The organism is Hyphomicrobium sp. NDB2Meth4, from assembly GCF_900117445.1.
GTDB lineage: Bacteria > Pseudomonadota > Alphaproteobacteria > Rhizobiales > Hyphomicrobiaceae > Hyphomicrobium_A.
This window is the reverse complement of the sequence record NZ_FPEJ01000012.1, coordinates 1-13,137: the sequence shown is the minus strand read 5'-3', so window position 1 is coordinate 13,137 and position 13,137 is coordinate 1. Positions and strand designations below refer to the sequence as shown.

Here is a 13,137-nt window from a genome sequence, read left to right as displayed (position 1 = left end):
GAATAATGCATGGATAGGTTCCACGAACTCAGGGTCCTTCTCGCGGTTGCGGAGACTGGAGGCTTCGCCAAAGCCGCCGCCCGTCTGAACAGCTCCCCACCTGCTGTCACGCGGGCGATCGCCGCGCTCGAGGCGCGGCTCGGCGTCGAACTTTTTACGCGCACGACGCGCCGCGTTCATCCGACCGAAACCGGCCGCGTACTCGCTGAGCGCGCACGCCTCGTCCTTGCAGATCTTGAGGCGGCGGAACGGGAGGCATCAGGAGAAGCGGCTTTGCCGACCGGGCAGCTCACGATCACGGCCTCCGTGACGATGGGCCGGTCGGTCCTGGCGCCGATCATTTCGGACTTTCTCGATGCTCATCCGCGCGTGACGGCACGGGCCTTTTTGGTCGACCGGGTCGTCAATCTGATTGAGGAAGGAATCGATGTCGCACTTCGCGTGGGCCAACTGCCAGACTCGAGCATGATGTCCCGCGCTGTGGGCGAGGTTCGCCGCCTGCTGGTTGCAAGTCCCGGCTATCTTGAGAGACGAGGAACTCCACGTGCGCCGGCCGACCTCAAGCTCCATTCCATCATCGCCTTCAGCGGCTTGATGCAGAACCGGGAATGGATTTACGCCGGGGAACGTGGCGCAAGCCGTATAGCCCTCCAACCGCGCTTCGAGATCAATGATGCTGCGGCTGCAATCAGCGGCGCCGAGGCCGGCAACGGCATCACCATTGCATTGTCCTATATGGTGGCAAAGCAGATGCGAGAGGGGCGCTTAGTGCCTGTCTTGGAGCGCTATGCACCTCCGGCCCTACCCGTGCAACTCGTCTATCCCGAGAGCCGGCTCATAGCCCCAAAGGTTCGCGCCTTTATCGATTCTGCAACGCCGCGGTTGCGCTCGGCTCTCGCTGGCTTGTCTGCTAGATCGCGCCGCAAATCCGGCGAGGAACGGAGTTGAAGCGATCGGGACCCTTCTAGACGCGACGCGTCAAGTCGGCCCGTGTCGCGCTACAACACGGCACTCCCCCGTAAACCGACACTCGCGCGCATTCCGCTCTGCTACGCATTTCGTTGCCGCATCGATGAAGGTTACCTAGCCACTTTCGGCAACATGAAGCATGCTCTTAAGCGCGATGCGCGTGAAACGACTCACAGTCGGATTCGTATACGCATATAAGGCGTAAGGCTGGCCAGAAGCCTATGAAGCGGGGTGTGACGCTCAGTTCATGAGCCGCTACGTCGTCAGCAAAAAATAAGAACCGGTCACATGTCCGATCCAACAACCAATGATGCCCGCGGCCGGTCCCGTAGCGATACCCGCGAGGAGCGCTGGCGCAATCTGATGCGCGCCGCTCAGGACGGCGACCAGACTGCTTATTCCATCCTGCTGTCCGAGATGCTGCCAATCCTTCGAGCCGTGGTCGGCAAGCGGTGGCGGAACCGGCAAGACATCGAGGACATCGTCCAGGACGTACTCCTGTCGGTCCACTCGGTCCGGCATACATACGATCCCGGAAGGCCGTTTCTTCCCTGGCTCATGACCATCTCGGCCCGTCGGATCGCCGATGCAGCTCGCCGCGTCCACTCCCGCTCCGCCAATGAAACCACGGTCGAGATCATGCCTGAAACCTTCGCGGGCGATGAAACGAAGACCTTCGAGCAAGTGAGTGATGATCAGGAGCTTGTGCGGACGGCGCTGATGGCGCTCCCGGCCGGGCAGCGTCAGGCGATCGAGCTCATGAAGCTGCAGGGTCTGTCGCTGCAGGAAGCGTCGAAGCAAACGGGCAAGAGTATCGCCTCGCTAAAAGTGACGGTGCACAGGGCCATGAAGGCCATGCGGCAGGCGCTGAAGGGCGAGATGTGAGCAAGATGGAAACGGAACAACTCATTCGAAGCCTGGCGCGCGAGGCCGAACCCGTCGAACGGCTTCCGCACCCCGTCTGGCGCGCCATGGCCTGGGCCTTGCTCTCGGTGGCCTACGTCGCGCTCATTGTCGTGGCTGTCGGCGTCCGCCCAGATATCACCGAGAAGCTCCAGGACCCCCGCTTTGTCATCGAAGTCGGCGCCGCGTTGCTTACGAGCGTCATGGCCGCCGCCGCTGCGTTCTGCGCCGGCTGCCCGGGGCGCCCTGTTTGGGAGCGGTTTGCGCCGTTGCCGTTTCTCATCGTTTGGCTCGCGAGCCTCGGCGAGGGCTGCTGGCGCCAATGGGTGCAGATCGGTGCGGACGGTCGGCTGAAATTCGACCTGATGTGCTTTGGCGCCATCTTCGCCTTGAGTCTACTTCCCGCGATGCTCATCTTCGCCATGATGCGTCGCGGGGCACCGATCGCGCCCATGTCCACGACCGGTCTTGCCACCCTTGCGGCGACCGCGCTGGCAGCCGCGGCCCTGCGTCTGTTCCACCCGCAAGATGTCAGCGTGATGCTGCTGGTCTGGCAGTTCGGCTCCGTCGTCCTTCTCGCAGGCGTGGGCTTCTTTCTGGGCGACCGCTTGTTGCGCTGGACGCTTGTCGAGCCACGCTCCGGCGACGGATAGCCAGCCTCTGCAGTCTTTCAATCCCTGAGCATCCCGGAGCGCGACGCCACTTTGTCCGCGCCTGAGGGAGAGCTCGGCCTCATCGCCCTTTCCTCCACGCGCCAAAAAAGAGGACCCAATGCATATCGAAATCGTGAAGGACTACTACGGGAAGGTTCTGCGCACCTCAGACGACCTCAAGACCAAGGCTTGCTGCACGCCGGACAACATGCCGGAGCGCATCAAGGCCCTCCTTGCCAACATCCATGACGACGTCCTCGCCAAGTATTACGGCTGCGGTCTCGTGGTTCCGGAACTCATCGAGGGACGTCGCGTGCTCGATCTCGGCTGCGGCTCGGGGCGCGATGTCTATGCGCTCGCCCAGCTCGTCGGGCCGTCCGGAGAGGTCGTCGGCGTCGACATGACGCCCGAGCAGCTCGAAACGGCACGCTCCCATGTGGAATGGCATATGGAGCGCTTTCGCCACGCCAAAGCCAATGTGCGCTTCCTCCAGGGCTATATCGAAGATCTCGCAACGCTCGGTCTCGAGCCGGCAAGCTTCGACGTCGTCGTCTCGAACTGCGTCGTCAATCTCTCCATCGACAAGCGCGCCGTGCTCAAGGGCGTGTTCGATCTTCTGAAGGCGGGCGGCGAGTTCTACTTTGCCGACGTCTATGCCGACCGGCGCCTGCCAGAATCGCTGCGCAATGATCCGCTGGTCTACGGCGAGTGCTTGGGCGGCGCTCTCTATTGGGGCGATTTCCTGGAGCTGGCGCGGGCGTCAGGATTTGGCGATCCGCGTCTTGTCACCAGCCGTCCACTGGATATCACCGATCCTCACGTCGAGGAGAAAATCGGGTCGGCCCGCTTCTATTCGGCGACCTATCGCCTGTTCAAGATCGATGCGCTAGAGCCGGCATGCGAGGATTACGGGCAGGCGGTGATCTATCGCGGCGGCATACTTGAAGCGCCGCACATATTTCATCTCGACAGCCACCATGCGATCGAGCTCGGGCGCGTGTTCCCCGTGTGTGGCAACACTTGGCACATGCTGCGAGAGAGCCGGCTCGCACCCCACTTCGACTTCATCGGCGATTTTTCCACGCACTACGGCGTCTTCCCGGGCTGCGGCACGAATATCCCGTTCGCTGCCGGCAACGGTTCGCTGTCGCAAGCGTCGACCTGCTGTTAGTCGCAAGCCTCGCGCCAATCCACACGGAGGAGATCGCATGCGTATCGGGACATTCCTGCTGGCGGGGCTGGTACTTGCCACCACCATGCAGCCGGCATCGTCGGCCGAAGGTAAGCTCGTCATCACCGGCTCGAGCACCATTGCCCCGCTTGCAGCCGAAATGGCCAAGCGGTTCGAGGAAAAGAGCCCCGGCACCCGTATTGATGTGCAATCGGGTGGATCGTCGCGAGGGATCGGTGATGCCAGGTCTGGTCTTGCCGACATCGGCATGGTTTCGCGCGCGCTTAAATCCGACGAGGTGGACCTCAAGGCCTTTGCCATTGCTCGCGACGGTGTCAGCCTCATTCTTCATCGCGACAATGTCGTTTCCGCCCTCTCTGACCAGCAGATCGTTGATATCTACACCGGCAAGATCACCGACTGGGCCGAGGTCGGCGGCAAGGCGGGACCTATCACGGTCGTCAACAAGGCCGAAGGGCGCTCGACACTCGAGCTCTTCCTGCACCACTTCAAGCTCAAGGCGAGCGATATCAAGGCGCAGGTAGTCATCGGCGATAACCAGCAGGGTATCAAGACCGTAGCCGGAAACCCAGGGGCGATCGGCTACGTCTCGATTGGAACCGCCGAGTTCGAGGCGCGCGCAGGGACACCTATCAAGCTCCTGGGCATGGCAGGCGTCGCGGCTTCCGTCGAGAACGTGCGCAACGGCAGCTTTCCGCTCGCCCGCCCATTGAACCTGGTCACGAGCGCGGAGCCGCAAGGCCTCACCAAAGCCTTCATCGACTTTACGAAGTCCGCTGAGGCCTACGATCTCGTCAGGGAGCAGTACTTTGTCCCCCTCGGCCCGTGATGCGCGGCTGCTGCGATGGCTCGCATTCGCAGCCGGACTCGCCTCTGCCGTTCTAATTCTCATCGTACTTTTCTTGATGCAGGAATCGTGGCCGGTCATCGCCCGCTACGGCCTGGTCCACTTCGTTTCCGCTCGCGGATGGCATCCGACTGAGGGCACGTTCAACCTCGTTCCGATGCTTGCTGCGTCAGCGGCAACCTCGGCGCTGGCGATAGCGTTGGCGACCCCGCTCGGAGTGGCCGCAGCCATCTTCTCTCGATTTTATGCGGCCGGAATCGTCGGGCGGCTCCTGCATTGGGTGATTGTGCTGTTGGCAGGCATTCCTTCGGTCGTGCTTGGGCTGTGGGGACTGACGGTCATCGTGCCGCTCATCCTCAAGGTTGCCCCGCCAGGCACCAGCCTGCTCGCTGGCAGCCTGATCCTCGCCCTAATGATCCTGCCCACCATTGCGCTGACGACAGAAGCCGCCCTGGCGAGCTTGCCATCAGCGTACGGGATCGGCGCCGCCGCGCTTGGTCTGTCGCGGGAAGCCATTATCATCAACATCGCGATCCCAGCCACGAAGGCCAGCATTTTTGCCGGTGTCATGCTCGCCTCGGCGCGCGCGCTCGGTGAGACCATGGCGGTGCTTATGGTCAGCGGCAATGTCGTGCAGCTGCCAAAGTCTCTCTTCGATCCCGTCCGCACGTTAACTGCAAATATTGCGCTCGAGATGGCCTACGCGACTGGAGACCATCGAGCGTCGCTCTTCGTTTCTGGTCTCGCGCTGACTGCAGTGGTGCTGGCGCTCGCGGCTGTGGCGCGGCGCAGTGGTGGCCAGGTCGTGCATGCATAGTCTCGCCGTCTATAGGAGCGCTCACCGGATCGCTCTGCGCGACCGCACACTCCAGCTGCTCGTGTTGGCCGCCGTGGTGGTGATCACCTCGACGTTCGGCTGGCTCCTGCTCGACATTGTCTGGCACGGCGCCAACCGTATAGGTTGGGAATTCCTCACCGCAGCGCCGCGTAGCGCCGGACGCAATGGCGGCATTGCACCAATTCTGCTCGCTACAGTGCTCATTCTCACCGTCGCGCTTGCCGTTTCGGCGCCTCTGGGCCTAGCTACCGCGATCCTACTCTCCGAGTTCTCACGCCCGGGCGGCCGTGCCGGATATTGGATTGGCCTCAGCCTCGACATTCTCGCCGGTGTCCCCTCGATTGTATTCGGGCTGTTCGGCAATGCATTTTTCTGCGTGTGGCTGGGCCTGGGATTCTCGATACTTTCCGGCGGGCTGACGCTGGCGTGCATGGTCCTGCCGATCCTCATTCGTACAGCCGAATCTGGACTGCGAACCGTCCCTAACGACTGGCGTCTGGGAGCGGCTGCGCTCGGCATTTCAAAGGCCAGCGCACTGGTGAACGTGCTCATTCCCGCGGCCGCACCAGCCCTGGTGGCGGGACTGATGCTTGGAATCGGCCGTGCCATGGCGGAGACAGCCGCGCTGATATTTACGAGCGGCTACGTAGACCGCATGCCCGCCTCACTGCTTGACTCGGGCCGCGCCATCTCAGTGCACATCTACGACCTCACAATGAACGTCGCAGGCGGCGACCGCAGCGCATATGCCTCCGCGCTCGTGCTCATTGCGCTTCTCATTCTCATCAATGGCGCTGCGTCGTGGCTTGCCGAGAGGACCCTCAAGCGAAGGATCACAGCATCATGACGATCACCGGCGAGAGCGAAGGCCTTGTCGAAGCTGTCGATGGGAAGGCGTACACTGTCGGTCCGCTGCTTTCGGGCCCTCCATGCTGCAGGCCTGAGACGCAGATCCGGGTCGATGGCCTGTCTCTTGGCTACGGCGGGAAGCCCGCCCTCAAGGATGTCAGCCTGGATATCTACCGGGGTTGCATCACGGCGCTCATTGGTCCGTCGGGATGCGGCAAGACGAGCCTCCTTTCGTGCCTCAATCGCCTGACCGATCTCATTCCGGGATGCCGGGTAGAAGGCCGCATCATGCTCGATGGCGCGGACATCCACAGCTCCGGCGTGGACGTCCAAGCCCTGCGGCAACGCGTCGGCATGATCTTCCAGAAGCCCAATCCGTTTCCGCTGTCCATCCGCCGCAATCTGGAGATGCCACTCAAGGAGCACGGCATAACGGGCCGTAGCGAGCTTGCGGCTCGCGTCGAGCGGAGCCTCGTCGACGTGGGCCTTTGGGATGAGGTCAAGGATCGGCTTGACGGCGCCGCGCTGTCTCTCTCGGGAGGCCAGCAGCAGCGCCTTTGCATGGCACGTGCGCTGGTGCTCGAACCCGAAATCCTGCTGATGGACGAGCCCTGCAGTGCGCTCGACCCGCTGTCATCCGCGGTCGTCGAGGATCTCATAGAAACACTGCGCGGCCGCTATACGGTCGTCATCGTCACACACAATCTCGGCCAGGCCCGGCGCATTGCCAACTACGCGGCGTTCTTCTGGGTCAATGACCGCGCCGGCACTCTGATCGAGTTTGACCAGTGCCGTCGCTTGTTCGAGCAGCCGCGCCACCAGCTCACGGCAGCCTATGTGCGCGGGCTCAGGGGCTGACACAGCTCAAGATCTGCCATGGCGGCAAGCCTCGCGCCCGAGGGCTTAGCCGTAGGAGCCTAGGCTGCAGCCCTGCAATTCGCATGGCGAAATTTGAAGATGACGCGCAGAATTGTCAGTCCGGCAAGAATCGTCCCGCAAACCGTTCCTGAAATCTTCGAGACGCCGATACGACGCCTGTAGCTCACCGGTACCTCCATCGTGGCGATTCCCGTCCGGGCAGCCTTGACCTGCATCTCGACCGTCCACCCAAAGGCCCGGTCCTGCATGGCGAGATTCTCCAGCGCGCCGGCCCGTATCGCCCGAAATGGTCCCAGATCGGAATAAGACGCGCCGAAGAAGTACCGCATCAGGCGGCAGGCGAGCCAGTTTCCGAACCGCTGCTGGGGAAGGAGTGCGCCGCGCTCAACGCGACCCATGACGCGCGAGCCGATCACGAGATCGGCTGTCCCTGAGAGGATGGGATCGACGAGAAGACTCATCTGACGAGGATCGTCACTGTAATCGCCGTCGACGAACACCACCACGTCGGCAGCCTCCAATGCTTGAAGACCTCTTTGGCAGGCGGCTCCGTAGCCGCGCTCTAGCTCGCTGACCACGCGCGCCCCGGCCTTTGACGCCTCAAAGACAGTTGCGTCGCCGGAGCCGTTGTCGGCGACGACGATCTCATCGACCCACGCCGGTATATCTCCAATGACAAGCCCGATCGCGTTCTCCTCGTTCAGCGCCGGGATGATGACGCCGATCCGCCGCCCATCTCTCATTGCTGACTCCTTGCGCACTCACGATAGGAGAAAGCCGCGCCCGCCATGCCCCAGAAGAGCACGATCCACACTGGAGCCCAGATGCCTGGGACGACGTATGAGTTGAAGATCTCGAGGGTCCCGCGCGCCGCAAAGTGGAAGAACGAATAGTAAAGGGGGATGAGTGCAGTCAGCATGAGAAACGCCCGGTACGGGCGAAACACCAAGAACGGCGCCATCCACACCGTGTACCAGGGATAGAGGGCAGGAGAGAGCAGCACCAGCGCGCTAACGGCCACGCTTGCGCGCGCGATAAGATCATCGAGTCCGTTCAGTCGACGGTGGGCTAGGAAAAGAGCCAACACCGCCAGAAGAATCGCAATCAGCATTCGCGCGAGACCATTGGCATCTACAGCGCTGAATCCGATCCAGTCCCGGAACGATGAAAGCAGGCCAACGATGACCGGAAACAGGGCGCTGTTGATTTGCCAGCCATCAGCGTAAGCGACCAGCCCGTTCGCCTCATCGACACCGTGAATCACCATGGGTGCCAGCCACAGCGTGAACAGGCCAGCAAAGACCAGCGCCGCTGCGGCCGATCTCGTCCTCTCCCTGGGCCATGCACCACGCAGCATCAAGGGCAACAATAGTGCCGGCCAGAATTTGGCGCCGGCGGCAAGGCCGAGAGCCGTGCTAGCCGCGAGCGGCCGACGCCGCATTGCCAGCAGCAACGCGAGAAGCACAAAGGGCAGGATGACGGCCTCCATATGCGTGGAGTTGAATACTTCCTTGAGGACCACGGGATTGAGCCAGTAGAGCGTGCACCAAAGGCGCGAGCGGTCGGTCACATCGAGCATCAGAACGAGTAGGCCGAGGGTGGCGACGTCGAACGCCAGCAGCACACCGCGCCATGCCGCAAGGCTCCACGGCCCGATCAGATGGGCGAGCGCAAACGCCCCTTGCGCGACGGGCGGATAGATCGTGGTCAGGGATTTGTGATTGATGCGCCCAAGCGCTGCGCCGGCATCTGCCGCAAGATCTTGCAGCGGGCCCTGAACGCGGCCTTCGATTACGGCAAGCGGTGGCACTGCGTAAGGACTGTAGCCATGCGCGGTGACGGCGCCGTCCCAGAGATAGCGGTTGTAGTCATCCTCGAGGATCGGCGCGCTTCCGAACATAATGAGCCGCGCCACGAGGCCTGCAGTCAGCGCGATCGCCAGGAATCTATGTTGTGAGCCCGATGATCCGGACGCCACGACCAAGCGTGGAAGCCCACTTGAATACGCGGCGCCTGCTCCAACCAGGAGTCCGACGAGCGTCAAACAGGGCATGTCAATGACGTCGACGTCGTAGCCAAACCGGCCTGAGAGCACTGCGAGCGTCGCCGAGAAGACAACGGTCGAGATGGCCGCCATCCACCACGCCCGCAAGAGCAGGCGGGATGCGAATTCCTCCGCATCCCGTGCAGCGCGTCCATGCCTCGAGAGGAGAGGTGATCTACCTGTCACGCAGCTTCACGCAGTTCGGCGCCGATCCTAGGATCCGCGTGGAGTGACGCACTTGCCCTGCGCCTCGTCATAGACTTGACCCGGCTTGCAGGTCTTTTCATCGGCAGCGGCGCCGAGCGTCGTCACCCCGAGAGCCATCACGCCGACGAGGATTGCGAAAACCGCTTTCATGCTCTTCTCCTTTGGGTGGAACAGTGCCCCCAAGTGGCACGTCGCGGATATTCGGGTGGGCTTCGAGGATGGTTACACTGGACGCAGGCATGTCTTGGCTACGCAGGTTTCATCTTCGCGTCGGCGAACCCTCAGGAGTCGCTTTGCTCGTCGCGACTCCCGGTCTCGATGAGCAAGTCAGCCATCACGGGTCGAGGGTTAGTTCAGGACCTCTCTTCCCTTCTTGATTGGCGGGCGCCGCGAGCAGCGCCCGCGGCGCGCATCGCTCAGAAGTTCAGCACGCGATACCCAGCATCGAGATACTTCGAGAGGTCGATGATGCCGGAGGTCCCAGGGATGGCCTTCTCGTTGACGAGCGGCACGCCAGCCGACTTGACGGCATCGGTGGCTCCAAAGACATCGGCGCAACCGCGACAGGCACCGACAATCGTGTCCTTCACAGCATTGTAGAGGGCGTGGGCGGGATGGTCCGGCTTCACGACCTCGCTTGCCCAGCGGACGCCGGCTCCCTGGAAGATCAGTGCGACTTCCTGCTTCTTCTCCTTGAGCTCGTAGGCCACGAACATCGCATTGAAGAGGCGGCCAAGGGCCTCCTCCGAGCCGGCCTTGGGATCTGAGTAGACCACGATTGCTGTTTTGGACATGGAAGAACACTCCTGCTAATTGTTTGACTATTACCGAACGATCGGTATAACTCAACTGAGGGAGCAAGCCTGCGATGTCAAGCACAATTTTACCGTTCGTTCGGTAATCAATTTCCAGGAAGGAGATCCGATGGGGCGCAAGGCGTCGGTTGACGATGAGCAACTGATGGATCGGTTGAGTTGCGTGTTCCGCGACGTCGGCTACGAGGGCGCTACCCTTGCCATGCTGTCGGAGGCGACGGGCCTTAAGAAGGCGAGCCTTTATCACCGCTTCCCGGGAGGGAAGGAGCAGATGGCGCGAGAGGTTCTCGACAGCGCCGGGGTCTGGCTTGAAGAGCACATCCTTGCACCACTGAAGGGCGACGGTGCGCCGGCGGATCGGGTGAAAGAGATGGCACGGCAGCTGGACGCCTTCTACTCCGGCGGCAAACAGGCCTGTCTGCTCAACATGCTGTCATCGGCTCGAATTCACGAAGGGCCGTTCACCAAAGCCATCAAGCAGATCTTCGAAGCCTGGATTGAGGCGCTCGCTGCCGTCATGGCTGATGCGGGAGTGGACAAGAGGGAAGCCCGCAACCGCGCCGAACGTGGTGTGATCATGCTGCAGGGCAGCTTGGTCTTCTCGCGCGGAATGGGTACGACACGGCCGTTCCGCGAGTTCTTGAAGTCGCTCCCAAACGAGTTACTGGGGGGTGAACTGTGAAGTGGGCAGAAGCTCCCCATCGGCTTCGCGACGCCCATCACTGCGAAGGGCGAGAGGTGCAGCTGGCCACGCCGCACCCCAATGCGTCCTCCTATGCCGCTTTCCAAAGGCGCGACGCAAATGCTTCGTCCACCGGTGTGTGGAACACATGGTTGGTGTAGTTGCTCAACGTCTTGACGCTGATGGCGAGGATTACACCCAGGATGTTCCTCTCGCCGTAGCCGGCGGCCTTGAATGCCGCCACGTCGGCATCGCTCGGGCGTCCGCGGGATGCGACCATTCGTGAAGCGAAGGTGGCGAGGGCGGCAAGCTTAGGATCGTCGATCGGTCGTCCGTCGCGGATCGCATCCGTGATCGATGCCGGAACCTTGGACATGTGATCGGCGACGAAGCTGTGCGCCGCCACGCAGTAGTCGCAGCCGTTGTCGCGGCTGATAACGAGGAAGATCACCTCCTGCTCCACGGGGCTGAAGCCGCACTCGGCACGAAACGTAGCATAGGCGCTCAAATAAACTTCCAGGAGCGCCGGTTCGTTCGCCATTGCCCCATACATGTTTGGGACAAAGCCGAGCGACTGCTTGGCCTTTTCGAGCAGGGCCTTGGCCTTGCCCGTCGCCCCCTCGATGGAAAGCAGTGGAAGCGTGTTGATTTTGTAGGTCATGCTCATCTCCTTCGTTATCGCCCCGCGAGACGACGCAGGTCGTCATCCGTGACGGGTTTGCCGCCAACGCCCCAGGCCCCAGGCTGGACATCCTCGATCGTGACCCAGGTCACGTCCCGAAGGCCTTCGCCTTCGACCGACAAGACCGCGTCCGTCACCTTGGCGATCATCTCTTTCTTCTGGTCGAGGGTCAGATAGCCTCCGACCCCTTTGATCTGTACGAGTGGCATTCCATCTCTCCATTGGTTGGCTGGTCGAACATTTGGAACGGTCATTCCAAATAGGACAAAAAAATCATCAGTCGAGGCGCCGCAACGCATCGCTGAGCACCCCCTGAAGTAGAGCCGGTTCGGGACGGCTGCGGACAAGAACGACGAACCCAAGGAGCGAAGCCAGCAGACCTCGTGCGGCATCTGCCGGCTTCACATGATCTGCAATGTTCCCCGCAGCCTTGCCGCACTTCACCATGCGTTTGAAGAAATCCTCCACGTCCTGCTGCGCCGTCGCGACGATGTCGCGGATCTCTGCATCGTGAGCGGCGAGCTCGAGGGCCGTATTGGTGATGAAGCAGCCGCGATTGCTGCCGTCCTCCGTAAGACCCGTCATGAACGACAGAAACACACGCCGGATCGCGTCGCGCGGCGGATAGCGTGCTTCGAACTCCGAGAGCATCCGTCGACGCGCATCGTCGTACATGTGCAGCGCCGAAATGAAGAGGGCGCGCTTGTCGCCATACGTTGCATAAAGGCTCCCGCGATTGACACCCGTGCAGTCGACGAGCTCCTGCATGGACGTGGCCTCATAGCCTCGCGTCCAGAAGGCCTGCAACGCCTTGTCCAGAGCGGCTTGCTTGTCGAACTGCTTTTCCCAGGGCATCTCACTCTCCTCGGATCCAGACATAGAGAGTCTAGAACGATTGTTCAAGACAAATTTGCGGAGCGTCAGGCGCAACAATCCTTGTTCGGGTCACCTCCGAGCCGCTATGCCGCGCACCCGATCAGATCAAGCATGCAACGCGAATTCTCTGGCCACTCGCCCAAGCGACCCGAATGCTCCGGTAAGCGGACGCACTGGTGGCTGAGCTTCCATATCGGCAACTCTCGGCGAGCGGAGCTTGAGGTGAGATGACGTTTCTGTCCGCTGGCTAAAGATTGCTTCCTGGTAACCAGCTGACGGAAGAAGCTGCCGAGAACCGGTCGTCGGCAGCGCCCTCTGGGCCTAACGGGAGCATTCTGCTCTGTCTCTTTTAGATAGGAGACAAGGTCTCCTTTTGATGCTGTGGACGGCATCCATCACCCGGCCCGAAGACCGGTATGGTTTTCGGGCATGAGATGGAGGAAGTCAGATGGTGCAGCCGGTCACAGTCGGTCTCGATATCGCTAAGAATGTTTTTCACGCCTACGGCGTCGACGCACATGGCGAGAAGGTCCTCAGCCGTGAGCTCCGCCGCGGGAAGGTCGAGGCCTTCTTTGCCAAGCTAGAGCCGTGCCTCGTCGGCATCGAGGCCTGCGCGACCGCGCATCACTGGGCCCGCACGATCGAGAAGCTCGGCCATCGGGTCCGGCTCATGCCGCCGGCATACGTAAAGCCCTATGTGA

At 61.8% G+C, this 13,137-nt stretch carries 16 protein-coding genes and 1 pseudogene; 10 read left to right on the top strand and 7 right to left on the bottom strand.

The window, feature by feature from the left end; genetic code table 11:
* Positions 1–9: 9 nt before the first annotated feature.
* The 8 genes from NDB2M4_RS14865 to NDB2M4_RS14830 all read left to right on the top strand — a co-directional run bounded on the left by NDB2M4_RS14865 (position 10) and on the right by NDB2M4_RS14830 (position 7,109).
* Positions 10–948 (top strand): LysR family transcriptional regulator, encoded by a 939-nt coding sequence (locus tag NDB2M4_RS14865; protein WP_072376477.1) that lies wholly within the window; start codon positions 10–12, stop codon positions 946–948.
* Between the two features lie 309 nt (positions 949–1,257).
* Entirely contained in the window at positions 1,258–1,854 is a 597-nt protein-coding gene (locus NDB2M4_RS14860) for an RNA polymerase sigma factor (RefSeq protein WP_244536196.1), read from the top strand.
* Positions 1,855–1,859: 5 nt separating this feature from the next.
* Positions 1,860–2,525 carry an NrsF family protein gene (locus tag NDB2M4_RS14855; protein ID WP_072376519.1) on the top strand — a complete coding sequence of 222 codons (666 nt, stop codon included), beginning with the start codon at positions 1,860–1,862 and terminating at the stop codon, positions 2,523–2,525.
* Between the two features lie 118 nt (positions 2,526–2,643).
* Complete coding sequence (locus tag NDB2M4_RS14850) at positions 2,644–3,696, top strand: methyltransferase domain-containing protein (protein ID WP_072376475.1); 1,053 nt, start codon at positions 2,644–2,646, stop codon at positions 3,694–3,696.
* Between the two features lie 37 nt (positions 3,697–3,733).
* Complete coding sequence (locus tag NDB2M4_RS14845; RefSeq protein ID WP_072376473.1) at positions 3,734–4,546, top strand: phosphate ABC transporter substrate-binding protein; 813 nt, start codon at positions 3,734–3,736, stop codon at positions 4,544–4,546.
* The gene (gene pstC, locus NDB2M4_RS14840) at positions 4,527–5,381 is read left to right on the top strand and encodes a phosphate ABC transporter permease subunit PstC (RefSeq protein ID WP_072376471.1); all 855 of its coding nucleotides are present in this window, start codon (positions 4,527–4,529) and stop codon (positions 5,379–5,381) included. Before NDB2M4_RS14845 ends, pstC begins: the two co-directional genes overlap by 20 nt.
* Positions 5,374–6,249 carry a phosphate ABC transporter permease PstA gene (gene pstA, locus NDB2M4_RS14835; RefSeq protein WP_072376469.1) on the top strand — a complete coding sequence of 292 codons (876 nt, stop codon included), beginning with the start codon at positions 5,374–5,376 and terminating at the stop codon, positions 6,247–6,249. The genes pstC and pstA overlap by 8 nt, the downstream gene beginning before the upstream one ends.
* Positions 6,246–7,109, top strand: coding sequence for a phosphate ABC transporter ATP-binding protein (locus NDB2M4_RS14830; RefSeq protein ID WP_072376467.1), 864 nt, complete (start codon positions 6,246–6,248; stop codon positions 7,107–7,109). Before pstA ends, NDB2M4_RS14830 begins: the two co-directional genes overlap by 4 nt.
* A 59-nt stretch (positions 7,110–7,168) precedes the next feature.
* Here NDB2M4_RS14830 and NDB2M4_RS14825 read toward each other — a convergent pair whose 3' ends face one another.
* The 4 genes from NDB2M4_RS14825 to NDB2M4_RS14815 form a co-directional block, all read right to left on the bottom strand.
* On the bottom strand, positions 7,169–7,873 hold the full coding sequence (locus NDB2M4_RS14825) for a glycosyltransferase family 2 protein (protein WP_072376465.1): 705 nt from the start codon (positions 7,871–7,873) through the stop codon (positions 7,169–7,171).
* Positions 7,870–9,267, bottom strand: coding sequence for a glycosyltransferase 87 family protein (locus NDB2M4_RS14820; protein ID WP_072376463.1), 1,398 nt, complete (start codon positions 9,265–9,267; stop codon positions 7,870–7,872). Before NDB2M4_RS14820 ends, NDB2M4_RS14825 begins: the two co-directional genes overlap by 4 nt.
* A 120-nt stretch (positions 9,268–9,387) precedes the next feature.
* Positions 9,388–9,531, bottom strand: coding sequence for a carbohydrate-binding module family 14 protein (locus tag NDB2M4_RS20285; protein WP_171988115.1), 144 nt, complete (start codon positions 9,529–9,531; stop codon positions 9,388–9,390).
* Positions 9,532–9,797: 266 nt separating this feature from the next.
* Positions 9,798–10,175 carry a DsrE family protein gene (locus NDB2M4_RS14815; protein ID WP_072376461.1) on the bottom strand — a complete coding sequence of 126 codons (378 nt, stop codon included), beginning with the start codon at positions 10,173–10,175 and terminating at the stop codon, positions 9,798–9,800.
* Positions 10,176–10,305: 130 nt separating this feature from the next.
* Here NDB2M4_RS14815 and NDB2M4_RS14810 point away from each other — a divergent pair, with 130 nt between their 5' ends.
* Positions 10,306–10,878, top strand: coding sequence for a TetR/AcrR family transcriptional regulator (locus NDB2M4_RS14810; protein ID WP_072376517.1), 573 nt, complete (start codon positions 10,306–10,308; stop codon positions 10,876–10,878).
* Positions 10,879–10,969: 91 nt separating this feature from the next.
* Here NDB2M4_RS14810 and NDB2M4_RS14805 read toward each other — a convergent pair whose 3' ends face one another.
* The 3 genes from NDB2M4_RS14805 to NDB2M4_RS14795 form a co-directional block, all read right to left on the bottom strand.
* Positions 10,970–11,539, bottom strand: coding sequence for a carboxymuconolactone decarboxylase family protein (locus tag NDB2M4_RS14805; RefSeq protein WP_210186559.1), 570 nt, complete (start codon positions 11,537–11,539; stop codon positions 10,970–10,972).
* A gap of 14 nt (positions 11,540–11,553) precedes the next feature.
* Positions 11,554–11,769: a tautomerase family protein gene (locus NDB2M4_RS14800; RefSeq protein ID WP_072376458.1), complete on the bottom strand. Its 216-nt coding sequence runs from the start codon at positions 11,767–11,769 to the stop codon at positions 11,554–11,556.
* Positions 11,770–11,836: 67 nt separating this feature from the next.
* A complete protein-coding gene (locus NDB2M4_RS14795) occupies positions 11,837–12,415 on the bottom strand; it encodes a TetR/AcrR family transcriptional regulator (protein ID WP_072376515.1) in 579 nt (192 codons plus the stop codon).
* Between the two features lie 472 nt (positions 12,416–12,887).
* Between NDB2M4_RS14795 and NDB2M4_RS14790 the strand changes: the two are divergent.
* Positions 12,888–13,137: pseudogene (locus NDB2M4_RS14790) on the top strand (IS110 family transposase); the annotation flags it as partial.